Here is a 15,334-nt window from a genome sequence, read left to right on the forward strand (position 1 = left end):
TGGACCGGCTACGGCGGCGCATCGATGCCGGGCACCGCCGCGTCCCGAGGCAGACAGCCAGACAGGAACAACCGCACCGCCGCTTCACGCCACGTGTCGCGGGCCTGCGCATCCAATGGCGTACGCAGGCCAAGCGCTCGGCGTTGTGGACCGGCGAGAATGAGGTGAAGGAATTGTTCGGCGGCAAACGCGGTATCCAGCGGACGAAGCTGGCCGGCGGCCACGCCACGCGCCAGAATGCGCGCGATGCGGCGCATGCCTTCCTGCGCACCGGCCTGATCCATGATCACCTGGAGTTCCGGGAAGCGGTCGCCCTCGGCGATCATCATGCGGTGCAGCGCGATCGCCTCCGGCGTCAGGCCCACATCCAGGATGCTGCGCGCGGCGACATGCAGCGCGGCTTGCAGATCATCGGTTTCCGGCCAGGTATCGGTCAGCGAAAGCCACGCCGTCATGAGGCGCCGCGCCACGGCGAGAAATAGCGCGGGCTTGCCCTCCCAACGCGTGTAAATGGTTCGCTTGGCGACATGGGCATCGCGTGCGATGGCCTCGATGCTGGTGGCGGCGTAGCCGTCGCGCAGGAAGGCGACGGTGGCGTGATCCAGAATGGTGGTTTCCAGCAAGGCCGCCGCCGCCGCTGTCGGGCGACCGCCTGATCGCGGCGCGACGGCGCTGCTCATGCGGGTCAATAACCCCAATAGTGATGCGGATGGTAATACGGACCGGCCGGCACGATGACGCAGCCGGACAGCAGGATGCCCATTCCAAGAGCGGCACCCAGGGCGATGGCCTTACGGATCAGTGGATTTCTACGCGACATGGTCGGGACCTCCCGGAAAGAGTGTAAGCGTCATATGGTGCGAAAAAACGAAACGCAACGGGTGCGATGTAATTCAAAGTGTAACTTGAACCTTGGAAGAGCGCGCTGAGCGATGGCGTTGCCGCGACAGCGGACGAACCGGACTTGGCGCGGCCCTTGCGATGCGACGTGTTTAACCATCAGTCGAGGCGATCCATCGGGCTGACAACGGGTGTCCCGTATGGCCTGACCCGGTGCGGCCTAGTGGCCGGTGCTAGAGTGGTTCCACCAAGTGTGGAACCGCTCTAGCTGTATTTCACGAGCAATTTCATCAGCCTGAGATCGCTTCGCTATTCCAGTCAGGCTGATATTGCTCTAACGTGGTACGCTGCGCCGAATGTCTGATGACGCAGGAGTAGGCCGTCGAGGCTTGAAAAGGACGATCGGCAAGAAGATGACAAATGCGACCGCGGGATTTGCCGTGCTTGATGGTCAAAGGTACCTGAACCTTGAAACCTTTCGCAAGAACGGCAAGGGCGTCCGAACCCCTGTCTGGTTTGCGGCCGCATCGGCTGATGGTGGCGCGCCGACGCTGTATGCCTATACGCTCTCGAATTCCGGCAAGGCGAAGCGGATCCGGCAATCCGGCGCGGTCAGGATCGCCCCCTGCGACGCGCGAGGCAGGGTGACCGGTTGCTGGATTGAGGCACATGCCGAAATCGTCGTCGACGCGGAGTTTGCCCGCGGCATGCGCCTGATCGACCGCAAATACCGTCCGTGGAAGCAGATCCTCGACCTGTCAGTCCTGCTGTTGCGCCGTCATCAGCGCATCGTGCTCGCGATCCGGCCGGTTTGATCGGGTGGTATGCATCACGCGATAACACGAGGCAGCTAGAGCGGTGCCACCAAGCGCGGAACCGCTCTAGCTGCATTTCACGAGCAATTTCATCAGCCTGAGATCGCTTCGCTATTCCAGTCAGGCTGATATTGCTCTAGAAGCTCAGCTCCGCCGGCACCTGCTCCGGCGTCACTCCGTTCAGCGCCAGACCGGCGATCATCTGCTCGCGGATCGTGCCGATGCCGCGGTTGAAGTCGATCCAGGCATTGACGACCTCGACAAAGCGCGTATCCGGCTCCCGCTGAATGCCATAGCAGCTTGGCAGCGAGACGATCGGCGTATTGAGCAGATGAAAGGGACCAAGGCTGGGGTTACGGCCGACCGTGCTCAAGCCGATGGTGGCGGCGATGACCTGTGCATCGACACGGCCGGATTGCAGTGCCAGGACGCAATCGTCGATGCTCTTGAACCCGGTCAGCCGCGCCTTCGGGGCAAAGCGGCGGGCGCAGGTTTCGTGCAACGAACCCAGATCGAAGGCGATGCGGACATCGGACTTGTTGAGGTCGCCCCAGGTCTTTGGTGCGAATCCTGCCTTGGCGAGGCAGCCGAACGGGGCGACGATATAGGGACGGGTGAAACCGATGGCCAGCGCGCGCTGCGGCGTCGGGTTCAGCGCGAAGGCGATGTCGATCTTGTTCGATTGCAGGTCGAGGACGGAATTGCCAAAGGTCGACTCAACAAAGACGACCTTCGCGGACCAGACCGAAGCGATGCCCCTTGCCATCTCGATCGCAGCACCTGTCCATTCGCCGGTGGCCACATCCCGCCTGAAATAAGGTGGACTGCCGGATACCACGGCGATGCGGAGCTGGTTGCCTTGGCTGACCCGCTCCAACGTGCTCTGGGCGGTGGACTGTGCTTGCGCGCTGCCAATGAAAAACGTGGCGGGCAGAGCGGCGGCGCCGGCGGCGAGTGCGCGTCGGGTCGGGCGATGGGTCATCCTATGCTCCTCGGTAGCTGGATTTACTTCCGCAACGGCTGGTTGGCGCGCCGCCGACATGTACCAACGACAGGAAGGCCAGCGCGACGTCACGGCGGCAAAAGGAATGCAAGGATCGCGCCGAGGCGGACCAGGCGAACATCGACGCGGCGTGGCAGCGCAACCCGGGCCAATCCGGCCGGGAAACGCCACAATAGCTTCACGCAAGCGGGGGAACCCATCTGCTCGAATCCGCATCATGCAATTGGCACTACAGGGGCCTTCACATGAGCGACGTTGCAGCGAGCGGACCGGACGTGCTGACGCGGATGGACGACTCGCACATCACCCGTCAGCACTGGAAGATCATGTTCATCTCCGGCATGGGCTTCTTCACTGACGCATATGACCTTTTCATCATCGGCGTGGTCATCTCGATCCTGAAGGGTGAGTGGCATCCCTCGCCGGCGGCGATCGGGCTGGTCACCTCGACCGCGCTGCTGGCCTCCGCCGTGGGCGCCATCCTGTTCGGGCGGATCGCCGACATGCTGGGGCGCAAGCGCATCTACGGCTATGAGGTACTGGTGCTGGCGGTCGGCGCGATCGCCTCGGCGTTCTCCCCCGACATCTGGTGGCTGATCGGCTTTCGCGTCATTCTTGGCATCGGCATCGGCGGCGACTATCCGGTCAGCGCGACCTTGATGAGCGAATTCTCCGGCAAGAAGTCGCGCGGCATGATGGTCTCGCTGGTCTTCGCCATGCAGGCGGCCGGGTTGATCGTCGGGCCGCTGCTGGCGGCCGGACTGCTGGCGAGCGGCCTGTCGCACGACCTGACCTGGCGGCTGCTTCTGGCGTTTGGCGCGATCCCGGCCTTGGCGGTGTTCCAGATGCGCCGGCACATGGCTGAAAGCCCACGTTATCTGCTGGCGACCGGGCAGCACGAAGCGTTTCATGCCGCCGCGGGCCATACGCTGGGCAACGCCGGCGCCGGCGTTGCCGCTGACGGACGCGCACCGAAGGTGTCGTTCGTCGACGGGTTCCGCACGCTGATGGCGCAACGCCACATGGCCACCCGCCTGATCGGTGCCAGCGTTGCCTGGTTCGTGATGGATTTCGCCTATTATGGCAACACCGTCAGCAGCCCGCTGGTACTGCATGCGATCGCACCTGGCGACAGCCTGCTGACGACGACGCTGACCCAGCTTGCGGTGTTCGCCGTAGCCGCCGTACCGGGGTATCTGGTCGCGGCGGCCATGATGGACCGGCTTGGCCGCAAGCCGATCCAGATCCTCGGCTTCGCGATGATGGCGATCAGCTTCGGCGCGATCGCGCTGATCCCCGGCATCGAGAAGCTGATCCTGCCGTTCCTGCTGATCTACGGCATCAGCTACTTCTTCACCGAGTTCGGCCCGAACGCTACCACCTTCGTCTATCCTGCCGAGATCTTTCCGGTGGAGGGCCGCACCACCGGGCACGGCATCGCCGCCGCCGCCGGCAAGATCGGCGGCTTCATCGGCGTGTTCCTGTTCCCCATCCTGATGGCCTCCGGTGGCCTGACCAGGGCTGAAATGGTTGCCGCGGTGGTCAGCGTGCTGGGCATCATCGTCACCGTTACCATGCTGCCGGAAACCAAGGGGCGCAGCCTGGAGGAGCTGTCAGCCTAGCCCGCCCGCGCGGATCGTGTTCGCCGATGCCGATATGCAGATCGGCGTCCGCCTTGCGCTGACGACGCGTTCGGACCATGGCAACTTCGCGGCTGGGCCCGCCGGCGCCGGCCAGTTGCCGGCCTTGACGATCTGACTTGAAGCCGCGGCATGCTGACGGCCGCTGACACCCGCAACAAGGTCACCTGACGGAGCTTCGGGCGGCGGGCTGGCCGCCGTAAGCCTTGCTCGGGCCGCGCCGAACGCCGACCAGACCGCGCTTCAGAAATCGAGGTCTGCGTAATGCGCCGGCGGCACCAGACCGGGAACCCGGTCCGCCAGTACGCCGCGAAAGCTTGGTCGCGACTTCATCCGCGCGTACCACTCCTTGACCGGCGGCGCGATCGACCAATCCAGCTCGCCGAGGAAATCGAGCGTCGACAGATGCGCGGCGGCGGCGAAGTCTGCTTGCGAAAGCAGGCTGCCGGCCAGCCATTTCCGCGTCTCCGCCAGCCAGCCGAGGTAATCCAGGTGATACCGCAGCGCGGCATAGCCGGTGCGGATCGCGGCGGGATCAGGATTGCCCCGTCCGGTCAGCCGACGCAGATGCTTCTGGCCGTAGAGGTTGTCGGTCACCTCGCTGGCGAACTTGCCGTCGAACCAGGCGGTGAGCCGCCGCACCTCGATCCGTTCCGACAACGTGCGGCCCATCAGGCTGTTGTCCGGATAGGCCTCGTCGAGATATTCACAGATCACCGTGGAGTCCGGGATAACCAGGCCGTTGTCCTCGACCAGTGTCGGCACGGTGCCAGCCGGGTTCATTTCGAGGTACTCCGACCGGCGTTCCCACATCTTTTCCGGCCGCAGTTCACAAGGCAGGCGTTTTTCGGACAGCACGAGGCGGACCTTGCGGGCGTACGGCGACTGCGGCAGGTGATAAAGGATACGCATCGCGCGCTGTATCGCACCGCATCCCGCGCCAAGCCAAGCAGGAAGTGAGGGCGTTTGCAGCCGGAGTGACTGCAGGGGCGCACTTGCGCGAGACGAAGATCGTTTCGTGAGGAAGCACGGGATGCCCCGGACCATGATCGTTCGCGATTACATCATCGCCAGTGTCCGATCAGCGGCCAGCACCTTGCTGGACCGCGTGGTTGACGCCTTCTGACGGGTCAGCCTCAGGCGATTGCGCTAATGCTGCAGCCAGCCGTCGAAGCGCTGGCGCAGTTTCCCCAGATTGTCGTGCCAGAAGCCGGCATCGCTGCGCAACGCGCCGCTCAGGTTCGCCGGGTTGCCAGGTGCCATTGCCAGCAGCTCCGGCGCCAAGCCATCGTTCACGCCCTTGGCCAACCCGGAGTCGCCACTGGCATGCAGCAGCCGCACCTCGATCGCCGGCAGGCCGGTGAAATACAGGAATTGCTGGGCGGAACGCAGCGCCGGGCTGCCCTTCATGATCGCCCAGCTTTGCACCTCATACAGGCTGCCGGCGAATTGCAGGCCGAAGTTCCGATGCTCCGCCAGCCCACTTGTGGCAATCTGCCCGCTCGGCGCACTGGTCATCAGAACGTCGCCCGAGGCGAGGATATGCGCCGCCTCGGCATCCAATCCCCACCAGACGATGTACGGCTTGAGCTGGTCGAGCTTGCGGAATGCCCGGTCGACGCCGTCACTGCTGGCGAGCGTCTTGTAGACATCGCCGGGCGCCACGCCGTCGGCCAGCAGCGCGATCTCCAGGTTGCCACGGACGCCTTTGCGCAGGCCGCGCTTGCCGGGATACTTCGCCACATCCCAAAAATCGGACCAGCTCGGCGTGACCGGAAACTTGTCGCGGTCCCAGGCCAGAACGAGGTTGGCGATCACCGCACCCAGACCGCAGTCGCTGACGGCCTGGGGCATGTAGTGGTCCTTGCCGCCAATCGTCGACCAGTCGAGCTTCTCGAACAATCCTTCGCCGCAGCCGGTGGCAAGCTCGTCCGGATCCACCAGCAGCAGCGTCCAGTCGTTGCTTGGCGACTTCGCCTGGGTCCGCAGGGCATCAATCCCGCCCTCCCACACCTGCTGCTGAACCGGCAGCTCGGTGACCGCGGTAAACGGCTGCACGTAGGCGGACTGCATCGCCCGCTGCAAGGACTCGTCGCGGGAGACGATCGTCAGATCGTTTGGGCTGGCAATAGCCGCGGGTGCGGCCAGAAAGACGGCGGCCAGAAGCGCCACAGCGGCCAGGAGCGATCGGGCGGGCATGAACAGACTGGTATCCGGCTTCCTGATGTCGGAATAAAGCTACAGGCCAATGGCGTTGGCGGCAACGACCCTGCGGAAACAACCGCGTGCTGATATCCGTTGTCTTGCAAGAGCCGCCAGATCATTTCTGCAACGAGACTGCCATGCTCGCCATGCGGTCCGTCGCCGCTTGATGCCGGCTGGTGTCCTGGATCAGAGGTTCGCCATGGTGGGCGAGCCGCTGACCCCAGCCACCGGCTGCTTGGTTTCAGTGGCCTGCTTGTCCGCTACGTCCGTCACAAGATGCGACGAAGTTCGAGGGCAGGATACTTCCTTGCAATTTGCCATAGCCAGACTAAGCCAACCGGACCGACCTCGGAGGATCAGGTGGTGCGGACGGTGAACATGCATGAGGCGAAGACACATCTGTCCCGGTTGGTCGAACAGGCCGCCAAAGGGGGACGCTTTCGTGACCGCCAGGGCAGGCAAGCCGCTGGTCAAGGTTACCCGGCTTGACGCACCCGCGCCGGGACCCGGCCGGCGCCTCGGCTTCCTGGCTGGTCAGATCGAGGTGCCCAATGACTTCGACCGGATGCAGGACGCTGAAATCGAACGTCTGTTTTGCGCGGAGCCGTCCTGAGCCGGAATCCGGCATGAAATTCCTGCTGGACACGCATCTGCTGCTATGGGCGGCGGGCCGGCACGAGCGGCTGCCAAACGCGGTCCGCGGCGTGATCCTGGACCCCGACAGCGAGATCGTCTTCAGCGCCGCCAGCCTGTGGGAGGTCACGATCAAGCACACGCCTGGCCGCGCCGACTTTCGCGTCGACCCGAGGTTGCTCCGCCGCGGCCTGCTGGATGCCGGGTACCAGGATCTGACCATCACCAGCGCGCACGCGGTCGCTGTGCAGGACCTGCCGGCGCTCCACCCCGCGCTCCACAGGGACCCGTTCGACCGCCTTCTTGTCGCACAGTCGGTCGTCGAGGGGATCACGTTGCTGACCACGGGCCCTTTGGTAGGCCAGTATCCGGGACCGGTGCGCCAGGTCTGATCACGACCGCCGGACAGCAGCGCCGCGATGATCCCGGCCCGCGCCAGGCGCACCCCAAGTTCCGTCATGATCGGCGGCCGAAAGCCGGCTTTCCCCTCCGGCCGCCTTGGCAGCGCCCGAAGTCCCGGGCTAGACGAGTGACAACCGAGGAGACTGAACCGTATGCCCGCAGAAGACACCGTAGTCAGCCGCCGCGACGGACGCGTGGGACGCATCCTGCTCAACCGCCCCAAGGCGCTCAATGCGCTTGATCTGGCGATGATCCGGGCCTGCGCCGACATTCTATCCACCTGGCGGGACGATCCGCACGTTCATGCGGTGGTGATCGAAGGCGCCGGCGACCGGGCGTTCTGCGCCGGCGGCGACATCCGTGCGATGCGCGACGGCGTAGTGTCCGGCGACCGCGCCGCAGTGGACCGGTTCTTCAAGGAGGAATACGCGCTGAACCTGGCCATCGCCACCTATCCGAAGCCCTACATCGCGCTGGTGGACGGCATATGCATGGGCGGCGGCGTCGGTGTGTCGGTGCACGGCACGTGGCGCGTGGCGACCGAGCATGCGGTGTTCGCCATGCCGGAGACCGCCATCGGCTTCTTCCCGGATATCGGCGCCACCTATGTGCTGCCCCGGCTGCCGGGGGAGCTTGGCACCTTCCTGGCGCTGACGGGTCAGCGGATGAGCGGTGCGGACGCGGTGCATGCCGGGCTGGCGACGCACTTCGTTCCGCGCGCCCGTCTGGCCGAGCTTTCGGCGGCACTGGCGCGGCAGGGTGCCGCGGCGATCGCCGGGTTCGCCGAACCGCTGCCGGCCTTCTCGCTGGCGCCGGACCTGGCGGAAATCGACCATTGCTTCAGCGCCGAAACCGTCGGCGACATCTTTGCTCGGCTGGAGGCGGGACACGGCGCCTGGGCCGAGGCGGCGTTGACGACGCTGCGCGCGATGTCGCCCTCGGCGCTGCACTGGACGCTGCTGGCCTTGCGCCGGGGCCGCGATCTGACCTTGCCGCAGGCACTCGACGTCGAGTTCCGGATGACCCGCACCACCACGGCGCATCCCGACTTCGCTGAGGGCGTACGGGCCATGCTGGTGGACAAGGACCGCAACCCGGCCTGGCAGCCGGCGCGGATGGAGAATGTCGATCCGGCGGTGATCGCGGCTATCGTCCCTGGCTAGAGCATGATCGTTTGAGGTTGCATCCCTTGGGGCGTCCGATCATCGTCTAGCGCTTTGCGGGTGCGTTGCCCCCTGTGCCAGGGCGTCCCGGACGTGGCAGCCTGATGCGTCCGCAGTGTCCCGCGGGCCGGAAACCTGAAGCGGAGAGCAATGCCATGCCGGCTTTCATCTGCACCACCTGCGGCGCCCAGTATCCGGACACCGAGGCACCCCCGGATAACTGCCTGATCTGTCGGGACGACCGCCAATATGTCAATCCGGCGGGGCAGGCCTGGACCACCCTGACGGCGATGCGGAAGACCTACTACAACGCGTTCCGCCAACTGGAGCCGGGCCTGATGGGTGTCGGCACCTTTCCGTCCTTCGCCATCGGCCAGCGCGCCCTGCTGCTGCACACGCCCGGCGGCAATATCATGTGGGATTGCATCAGCTTCCTTGATGAGGCGACTGTCACGATCATTACCGCCCTTGGCGGCCTGCGGGCCATCGCCTGCTCGCACCCGCACTTCATCACCTCGGCCGTCGCGTGGAGCCAGGCGTTCAACGGCGTGCCGGTGCATGTCCATGCCCGCGACCGCCAGTACATCCCTCGGCCTAACGCGGCGATCAAGCTGTGGGACGAAGACCGGCTTGAGCTGGCGGAGGGGATGGCCCTGATCCGCTGCGGCGGCCATTTTCCTGGCAGCGCCGTGCTGCACTGGGCGCAGGGCGCCGGCGGGCGCGGGGTTATCCTCACTGGCGACACGCTGCAGGTGCGCCCCGACAAGGGTCTGACGTTCATGCGCAGCTACCCGAACCTGATCCCGCTGAACGCCGCGACGGTTCGGAAACTTGCCGAGACGCTGGCGCCGGTTGCCTACGAGAGCATCTACGGCGGCTGGTGGGAACGCGTGATCCCAGCGGACGCCAAGCAGGTGATGGCGAATTCGGTCGCGCAGTACCTTCGCGCGCTCAGCAATGATGGGGAGTCGGCCTGAAATGCCAGACCGTTCGCACCCGACCCGGTATCCTACCATGGCGAGCGCCGGCTTCTCTGTCCGATACATAGACGTGGATGGCGAACCTGCACCCAATACACGCTAAAGCAGTTTCCGATCACCAACGGCTGGGGGCGGATGGCCGGGGCGACCCTCCCTCGCGCGCCCGGCCATGACGAATTGGCGCAACGTGATCAGAAATCGCTTTAACATACCGCTCTGACGGCGGCTCTCATGGCCGGCGCAGGCCGGCTATCCACGCCTTTGTCGAAACCAGCACCGCAAGGCGTGGATGGCGGCCGACCGAGCACGTGAGGAACGGTTTACTTAACAGAGGTAATGGCGTTGCGATTCTGCGCCCAGGCCTGCTCGGTGGAGCCTTGGGCTGTCGGACGATCCTTGCCGTAGCTGATCGTCGAAATGCGCCCTCCGGCGACGCCTTTCGCGGTCAGATAGGCGGCCGCGCTACGAGCACGCCGCTCGCCCAGCGCGAGGTTATACTCCTCGGTCCCGCGCTCGTCGCAGTTGCCGGCAACCTGGACGTTGACGCTGCCATACTTGGCGAGCCAATCGGCCTGCTTGTCCAAGGTTCCCTCGGCGTCGGGTTGCAGCGTCGATGTGTTGAAACCAAAGAAGACGCGGTCGCCGACATTGGCAACCAGGTCTTCCTGGCTGCCGGGAACGATGCCGCTGGTGGAGGTGGCACCGCCGCCAGAGGTTGTCGTATCCGGTTTGCTGCTGCACGCCGTCATCAGGGCGACAGCGGCGAAAGCGCCGAGGATCTTGATGTTCATCTTGTCTTGGTCCCTGGATGGGTTGCAAACTAAACCGCAAGCAATGCCTATGCGGGCAAACGGTAATCCGTTGCGCCCAAGGAAGCGATTAGCCCGTCCGTCGGCGCCTGGTCAAGTTCCAGCGCACGGCTTCGTGACACTGAGCGGTCCTGTTGCCATAAAATCACATCGGCGTGTTGCGAAAAACACGTCGTCGATCGGTCAATCGGCCTAATTCGGCGCGGCCTGGCAGGTCCGGACGATCATGTCCCCAAAGGCGACCATGCCGGATCGGAGGCATCCGTCGGCGTCTGCACCGGCTGCTCATTGAAGCCGGTGATATCCACCGAGACCAGCCGGGAGGAGAATCCGGTTCCACGCGCATCCCGTGCCCGGGTTTCGCGGAAGAACATCAGCACCCGGCCGTTCGGCGCGAAGGCCGGGCCCTCGACCAGCCAGCCTTCGGACAGGATGCGTTCACCCGAACCGTCCGGGTGCATCACGCCGATGGCGAAGTTGGCGGTCTCGCCGGCATAGCGGGTGAAGGCGATCAGGTCGCCGCGTGGCGACCACACCGGTGTCGCATAGCGGCCATTGCCGAAGCTGATCCGCTTCGCCCCGCCGCCGCCTGCGCCCATGACATAGATCTGCTGATCGCCGCCGCGGTCGGAGGCGAAGGCGATCTGCGAGCCGTCCGGGCTGTAGCATGGGCTGACGTCGATCGAGCCGGACTGGGTCAGCCGCCGCGATGCGTGGCTGGCGAGGTCAACGGTGATGATATCCGATCCGCCACCGTCCGAGACCGCCATGATCACGTTGCCGCCGTCCGGCGCGAAGCGCGGCGCGAAGGTCATGCCGGCGAAGTCGCCCAGGGACGTCTGCCGGCCCGAGGTCAGATCGAACAGGTACACGCGGGGATGGTTGTTGGCGTAGCTCATGAAGGCGATCTCGTCCCGTGTGGGATGAAAGCGCGGCGTCAGCACCAGCCAGGAGCCGTCGGTCAGCAGCCGGTTGTTCTCGCTGTCCTGGTCCATGATCGCCAGCCGCTTGGTGCGCCGGTCGCGCGGACCAGTGGCCGAGATATAGACGATGCGGGTATCGAAATAGCCTTTCTCGCCGAGCAGCCGCTGGTAGATGACGTCGGCCATGATGTGGGCGATGCGCCGCCAGTTGGCCTGGGTGGTGGTGTAGGCGGTGCCCTGGATCTGCGTCCCCGGCAGGATGTCCCAGAGACGGAATTCCACCCGGATCTGACCGCCGCCGAGGATCTGCACGTTGCCAGTCACCAGCGCCTGCGCCCCGGTGACCTTCCAGTTCTGGAAGTTCGGTATGGCCGCAGCGGCACCACCCGCGTTGCTGCTGGCCTGGATGAAGGCGGCGCGTTCGATCAGCCGGAACAGTCCGCTGCGTGCCAGGTCGTTGCTGATGACGCCGGCGATGTCCTGGCCAAGCTGGGCGGAGGCGCCGTCCGGACCACCCAGGTCCGGCACCGCGATGGGGATCGGCGCGGTGCGCGCGCGGTTGACGTCGATCACCGCCGACTGGCCGTCGTCCGAACCGGCTGGCGCGACAGCTTGCGCGAGCACCGGCACCGGCGCGGCGGCGAGCAGTCCGGCGGCACCGGCGATCAGGCCGCGCCGGCCGAAAAACGGATCAAGACCAGGTCGTTTCGAAAGGTCGGTCATGGCGGTGTCTTCCACGTCTGGCGGTTGGCACACGACGCGAGCGGCGGGTGCGTCGCGGTAATGCGTAAGGCGGATTTTAGAGTGGCGGCGGCGGCATGCCGTTGCCCGATCGTGCGGCGGCGCACCGTTGCAACGCCGTCGTACCAGGCCTCATGAGCACGCCGGGGCGGCCTGTTCCGATGCCGACGATGAAGCCACGGCGCGCAGCGCATGCTTCGCGGGAGCCTCATGGGCTGAACCGGAACGTCAGGTGGTTGACCTTGCCCAACGCGGTTGGCGGCAGCGGCAGGTTGGCGCAGCGGGGATCCATGACGGCTCTTTGGGCGCGTTCGGCGAAAGCACGGAACCGCGGGTCACTGTTCTCCCGGGCAACATCGTCCCCCGCGACATCCGCGCGGTGGACAATGCCGGACGCATCGGTGGTCACCGTCAGCAGCACCCGCTGCTTGTCGATGTCCAGTGCACCGGCATCCTTGGTCCAGCACTCCCGCACGTGATCGCCAATGGCGCCACGCTCGCTGGCACTCAGCGCCGCCGTGTCATTGCCCAGCGGATTGCCGCCGCTGTTCGGCTTGCCGCCGGACCGTGGATCCGGACGCGCTTTCGGCGGCTGTGACTGGGCAAGCTGCTGCTTCAGCCGGTCCAGCGTGTTCTCGACGGAATTGCTGCCCGGTGCCGGATTCCGCGTCGCGTTCGGCTGTGATGTGGTGCTGGGCGGTGCCGGGGGCGGCGGCGCTGGCGGCGGCGGCAGCGGCAGCGGCGGCGGTTCCTTCGGCGGCGTTGGTGTGGGCGGCGCCGGCGGTGCGGGCGGCGGCGGCGGCAGCACCGGCGCGGGCTCCGGCTGCAACTGCGGTGGCGGCACCGGCGGCAGTGGCACCGGCGGCGCGGGTGCCGCCTCGGCCGGAGTGGGTGGTGGCGGCGGCGGCGGGGGCGGCGGTGGCGGTGCGGTCGGCTGCGGCTTTGGCGGCTCGGTCACCGGCGGCGCCGGGGGTGCCTCATTCGCGGCGGGCGCCGGCACGTCGGCCGGCTTGATCGCCTTCATCGATGTCTTGGCGGTGCCCTCGAACACCATGGCCACGGTGGTCTCCGGCGGCGTCTCGTCGTCCTTGGGCATGAAGGATGGCAGACCCAACAGCAGGAACAGCATCACCCCGAGATGCAGCGCGGCCGAGGCGAGCAGGGCGACGCGCAGCCGTGGGCTCATGCGCCCGCCGTTCTGGTCCAACCGATCGGCGCCTCGGAATACCCGCTGGAGCACGCGGTGATGGCTCCTACTTGTGCTGACCGCTGGCGGTTGCGGGGGCTGGCGCGAAACCGGCGGCTGGGCCGGTTGAAGGCGGCCCGGAGGAAGCTGGGCCAGCCGAAGGTGGAGTGGCGGAAGCGGCGGCGGTCTGTTCCGCCAGCAGCGCCACCTTGGTGAAGCCGCCCTGGGTGATCGTGCCCATCACCTGCATGATGCGGCCGTAGGCCAGGTCCTTGTCGCCGCGCACGAAAATCCGCCGGTCAGGATTGTTCCTGGCGATCGCCTGCAGCTTGCCGACGAGATCACCGACATCGACCGCCTGATCCTGCAGGAAGATCGTGCCGTCGGCCTTGATCGACACAGTCAGGGGTTCGCTGTCGCTGTTCAGCGGCTGCGCGGTGGTCTTGGGCAGATCGACCGAGACCCCGGATGTCATCAGCGGCGCGGTCACCATGAAGATGATCAGCAGCACCAGCATGACGTCCACCAGCGGGGTGACGTTGATTTCCGCCAGCGGCTTGTAGCGGCCCCGGCGACCGCGGCCGCCGGCGTTCATCGAAAATGCCATTCAGCCCCGCTCCTCGCTGGAAAATGCCATTCAGCCTCGCTCCTCGCTGGAAAATGCCATTCAGCCTCGCTCCTCGCTCTGGCGGGACAGGATGGCGCTGAACTCGCTGCCGAAATTCTCCAGGCGGCCGGCGAAGCGCGCCAGGCTGGTGCTGATCTGGTTGTAGGCGAGCACCGCGGGGATAGCGGCGACCAGGCCGATGGCGGTGGCGAACAGCGCCTCGGCGATGCCAGGGGCGACAACCGCCAGGTTGGTGTTGTGCATGGCGGCGATGGCGGAGAAGCTGTGCATGATGCCCCAGACGGTGCCGAACAGGCCGATGAACGGCGCGGTGGCGCCGACGCTGGCGAGAAACACCATCCAGCGCTCCATGCGGTCCATTTCCCGCTGCACCGTCACGGTGATGGCGCGGTCGATGCGCTCCCGCACGCTGGTATGGGAGATGTCGGCGCCGGCGACCTTCAGCGAACGCCGCCACTCACCCATCGCCGCGGCGAAGACCGAGGCCATCGGATTGTTGGGGTTGGCGCCCTCGCGGTCGAACAGTTCGTCCAGGCTGCCGCCGGACCAGAAGCGGTCCTCGAACCCATCGGCCTCCCGGTTGGTCTTCCGCAGGGTGGTCCATTTCTCGAACACCACCGCCCAGACCCATACGCTGGCGGCCAGCAGGCCGAGCATGACGAGCTTGACGACGATGTCGGCTTGCATGAACAGGCCCCAGAGCGACAGGTCGCCGCCGGCCGCCCCCAGGTTTACCGCATCCACTGCCCGATCCATTGCCTGGCTCCCCTTCAAGTGTCCGTCCCGACGCCGTGCCGCAAGGCGACCATCGCCTGCCGCCACCGGGTCGGGATGCGGGCCGGCCGGTGTTCCCCGATCCGCACGCAGGCGAGCCTGATGCGCGCGATGGCGCAGACCCCGTTTGGACCCCGCACCGTCTGGCGTAACGCGACCGTCGCGGCGCGCACGTCCAGCGTCTCGGTCTCAACGACGATGGTATCATCGAGGCGAGCCGGGCGCGTGTAATCTATTTCGGCCCGATTCACCACGAACATCAGATGAAAATCTTTTACCAGTTCGGCATGCGGAATGCCGGCTTGCCGCAACGCTTCCGTCCGGGCGCGTTCGGCGAAACGGAGGTAGTTGGCGTGATAGACAACACCGCCGGCATCGGTGTCCTCATAATAGACCCGGAAGCAACAACGGTGGATGGAGGGCGCCTCAAGGTTCATTCATGCCAACCTGACAGATCGCGCAACAGACCTGCACTGGTCCCCGGCTTGATCGGGCGGAGCCAGGCAACCCCCGGTGGCGGCAAACCCCGGTGACCGCATGGAGTTCCGGACCAGGCCGGTGGGCGACGGGATCGGCATGACGCCAGCCGCCG

16 protein-coding genes and 1 pseudogene are annotated in these 15,334 nt (G+C 65.9%); 6 read left to right on the forward strand and 11 right to left on the reverse strand.

Features of this window, described 5'->3' with window-relative positions; all coding sequences use genetic code 11:
- Positions 1-8 precede the first annotated feature (8 nt).
- Complete coding sequence (locus ACQY4S_RS23645) at positions 9-680, reverse strand: TetR/AcrR family transcriptional regulator (RefSeq protein WP_428487643.1); 672 nt, start codon at positions 678-680, stop codon at positions 9-11.
- Positions 681-685: 5 nt separating this feature from the next.
- Positions 686-820, reverse strand: a complete 135-nt coding sequence (locus ACQY4S_RS23650; RefSeq protein ID WP_428487644.1) for a hypothetical protein — start codon at positions 818-820, stop codon at positions 686-688.
- 433 nt (positions 821-1,253) lie between these two features.
- Between ACQY4S_RS23650 and ACQY4S_RS23655 the strand changes: the two genes are divergently transcribed.
- The gene (locus tag ACQY4S_RS23655; protein ID WP_428487645.1) at positions 1,254-1,655 is read left to right on the forward strand and encodes a PPOX class F420-dependent oxidoreductase; all 402 of its coding nucleotides are present in this window, start codon (positions 1,254-1,256) and stop codon (positions 1,653-1,655) included.
- A 136-nt stretch (positions 1,656-1,791) separates the two neighbouring features.
- Here the strand turns inward: ACQY4S_RS23655 and ACQY4S_RS23660 are convergent, their stop codons facing one another.
- Positions 1,792-2,637: a transporter substrate-binding domain-containing protein gene (locus ACQY4S_RS23660; RefSeq protein ID WP_428487646.1), complete on the reverse strand. Its 846-nt coding sequence runs from the start codon at positions 2,635-2,637 to the stop codon at positions 1,792-1,794.
- A 266-nt stretch (positions 2,638-2,903) separates the two neighbouring features.
- Here ACQY4S_RS23660 and ACQY4S_RS23665 point away from each other — a divergent pair, with 266 nt between their 5' ends.
- Positions 2,904-4,280 carry an MFS transporter gene (locus tag ACQY4S_RS23665; protein ID WP_428487647.1) on the forward strand — a complete coding sequence of 459 codons (1,377 nt, stop codon included), beginning with the start codon at positions 2,904-2,906 and terminating at the stop codon, positions 4,278-4,280.
- 261 nt (positions 4,281-4,541) lie between these two features.
- On the opposite strand, the gene ACQY4S_RS23670 is transcribed toward ACQY4S_RS23665, so the two are convergent.
- Both ACQY4S_RS23670 and ACQY4S_RS23675 read right to left on the reverse strand, forming a co-directional pair.
- Positions 4,542-5,210, reverse strand: coding sequence for a glutathione S-transferase family protein (locus ACQY4S_RS23670; RefSeq protein WP_428487648.1), 669 nt, complete (start codon positions 5,208-5,210; stop codon positions 4,542-4,544).
- 237 nt (positions 5,211-5,447) lie between these two features.
- Positions 5,448-6,497: an extracellular solute-binding protein gene (locus tag ACQY4S_RS23675; protein WP_428487649.1), complete on the reverse strand. Its 1,050-nt coding sequence runs from the start codon at positions 6,495-6,497 to the stop codon at positions 5,448-5,450.
- 448 nt (positions 6,498-6,945) lie between these two features.
- On the opposite strand from ACQY4S_RS23675, the gene ACQY4S_RS23680 reads away from it, so the two are divergent.
- The 4 genes from ACQY4S_RS23680 (at position 6,946) to ACQY4S_RS23695 (ending at position 9,678) form a co-directional block, all read left to right on the forward strand.
- A complete protein-coding gene (locus ACQY4S_RS23680; RefSeq protein ID WP_428487650.1) occupies positions 6,946-7,116 on the forward strand; it encodes a hypothetical protein in 171 nt (56 codons plus the stop codon).
- A 13-nt stretch (positions 7,117-7,129) separates the two neighbouring features.
- Positions 7,130-7,528 (forward strand): type II toxin-antitoxin system VapC family toxin, encoded by a 399-nt coding sequence (locus tag ACQY4S_RS23685; protein ID WP_428487651.1) that lies wholly within the window; start codon positions 7,130-7,132, stop codon positions 7,526-7,528.
- 162 nt (positions 7,529-7,690) lie between these two features.
- Positions 7,691-8,701 (forward strand): enoyl-CoA hydratase/isomerase family protein, encoded by a 1,011-nt coding sequence (locus tag ACQY4S_RS23690; RefSeq protein ID WP_428487652.1) that lies wholly within the window; start codon positions 7,691-7,693, stop codon positions 8,699-8,701.
- Between the two features lie 155 nt (positions 8,702-8,856).
- On the forward strand, positions 8,857-9,678 hold the full coding sequence (locus ACQY4S_RS23695; RefSeq protein ID WP_428487653.1) for an MBL fold metallo-hydrolase: 822 nt from the start codon (positions 8,857-8,859) through the stop codon (positions 9,676-9,678).
- A 323-nt stretch (positions 9,679-10,001) separates the two neighbouring features.
- On the opposite strand, the gene pal is transcribed toward ACQY4S_RS23695, so the two are convergent.
- From pal to ybgC, 6 genes and pseudogenes are all read right to left on the reverse strand, one after another.
- Complete coding sequence (gene pal / locus ACQY4S_RS23700; RefSeq protein ID WP_428487654.1) at positions 10,002-10,472, reverse strand: peptidoglycan-associated lipoprotein Pal; 471 nt, start codon at positions 10,470-10,472, stop codon at positions 10,002-10,004.
- Between the two features lie 242 nt (positions 10,473-10,714).
- Positions 10,715-12,136, reverse strand: coding sequence for a Tol-Pal system beta propeller repeat protein TolB (gene tolB, locus ACQY4S_RS23705; RefSeq protein ID WP_428487655.1), 1,422 nt, complete (start codon positions 12,134-12,136; stop codon positions 10,715-10,717).
- Positions 12,137-12,362: 226 nt separating this feature from the next.
- A complete protein-coding gene (locus ACQY4S_RS23710) occupies positions 12,363-13,394 on the reverse strand; it encodes a hypothetical protein (protein ID WP_428487656.1) in 1,032 nt (343 codons plus the stop codon).
- Positions 13,395-13,515: 121 nt separating this feature from the next.
- Positions 13,516-13,947 (reverse strand): annotated as a pseudogene (gene tolR, locus ACQY4S_RS23715) (protein TolR); the annotation flags it as partial.
- 60 nt (positions 13,948-14,007) lie between these two features.
- The gene (tolQ, locus tag ACQY4S_RS23720) at positions 14,008-14,724 is read right to left on the reverse strand and encodes a protein TolQ (protein WP_428487657.1); all 717 of its coding nucleotides are present in this window, start codon (positions 14,722-14,724) and stop codon (positions 14,008-14,010) included.
- Positions 14,725-14,738: 14 nt separating this feature from the next.
- The gene (gene ybgC, locus ACQY4S_RS23725; RefSeq protein WP_428487658.1) at positions 14,739-15,179 is read right to left on the reverse strand and encodes a tol-pal system-associated acyl-CoA thioesterase; all 441 of its coding nucleotides are present in this window, start codon (positions 15,177-15,179) and stop codon (positions 14,739-14,741) included.
- Positions 15,180-15,334: the final 155 nt, after the last annotated feature.

The sequence above is a fragment of the Rhodopila sp. genome (assembly GCF_965276935.1).
In the GTDB taxonomy this organism is placed as follows: Bacteria; Pseudomonadota; Alphaproteobacteria; order Acetobacterales; family Acetobacteraceae; genus Rhodopila.

Excerpts from the sequence above, each read along its gene's own strand:
- ACQY4S_RS23660 (WP_428487646.1), bottom strand. The coding sequence starts at position 2,637 with ATGACCCATCGCCCGACCCGACGCGCACTCGCCGCCGGCGCCGCCGCT.
- ACQY4S_RS23690 (WP_428487652.1), top strand. The coding sequence starts at position 7,691 with ATGCCCGCAGAAGACACCGTAGTCAGCCGCCGCGACGGACGCGTGGGA.
- ACQY4S_RS23675 (WP_428487649.1), bottom strand. The coding sequence starts at position 6,497 with ATGCCCGCCCGATCGCTCCTGGCCGCTGTGGCGCTTCTGGCCGCCGTC.
- ACQY4S_RS23650 (WP_428487644.1), bottom strand. The coding sequence starts at position 820 with ATGTCGCGTAGAAATCCACTGATCCGTAAGGCCATCGCCCTGGGTGCC.
- ybgC (WP_428487658.1), bottom strand. The coding sequence starts at position 15,179 with ATGAACCTTGAGGCGCCCTCCATCCACCGTTGTTGCTTCCGGGTCTAT.
- tolQ (WP_428487657.1), bottom strand. The coding sequence starts at position 14,724 with ATGGATCGGGCAGTGGATGCGGTAAACCTGGGGGCGGCCGGCGGCGAC.
- ACQY4S_RS23655 (WP_428487645.1), top strand. The coding sequence starts at position 1,254 with ATGACAAATGCGACCGCGGGATTTGCCGTGCTTGATGGTCAAAGGTAC.
- ACQY4S_RS23670 (WP_428487648.1), bottom strand. The coding sequence starts at position 5,210 with ATGCGTATCCTTTATCACCTGCCGCAGTCGCCGTACGCCCGCAAGGTC.
- ACQY4S_RS23665 (WP_428487647.1), top strand. The coding sequence starts at position 2,904 with ATGAGCGACGTTGCAGCGAGCGGACCGGACGTGCTGACGCGGATGGAC.
- pal (WP_428487654.1), bottom strand. The coding sequence starts at position 10,472 with ATGAACATCAAGATCCTCGGCGCTTTCGCCGCTGTCGCCCTGATGACG.
- ACQY4S_RS23695 (WP_428487653.1), top strand. The coding sequence starts at position 8,857 with ATGCCGGCTTTCATCTGCACCACCTGCGGCGCCCAGTATCCGGACACC.
- ACQY4S_RS23645 (WP_428487643.1), bottom strand. The coding sequence starts at position 680 with ATGAGCAGCGCCGTCGCGCCGCGATCAGGCGGTCGCCCGACAGCGGCG.
- tolB (WP_428487655.1), bottom strand. The coding sequence starts at position 12,136 with ATGACCGACCTTTCGAAACGACCTGGTCTTGATCCGTTTTTCGGCCGG.
- ACQY4S_RS23685 (WP_428487651.1), top strand. The coding sequence starts at position 7,130 with ATGAAATTCCTGCTGGACACGCATCTGCTGCTATGGGCGGCGGGCCGG.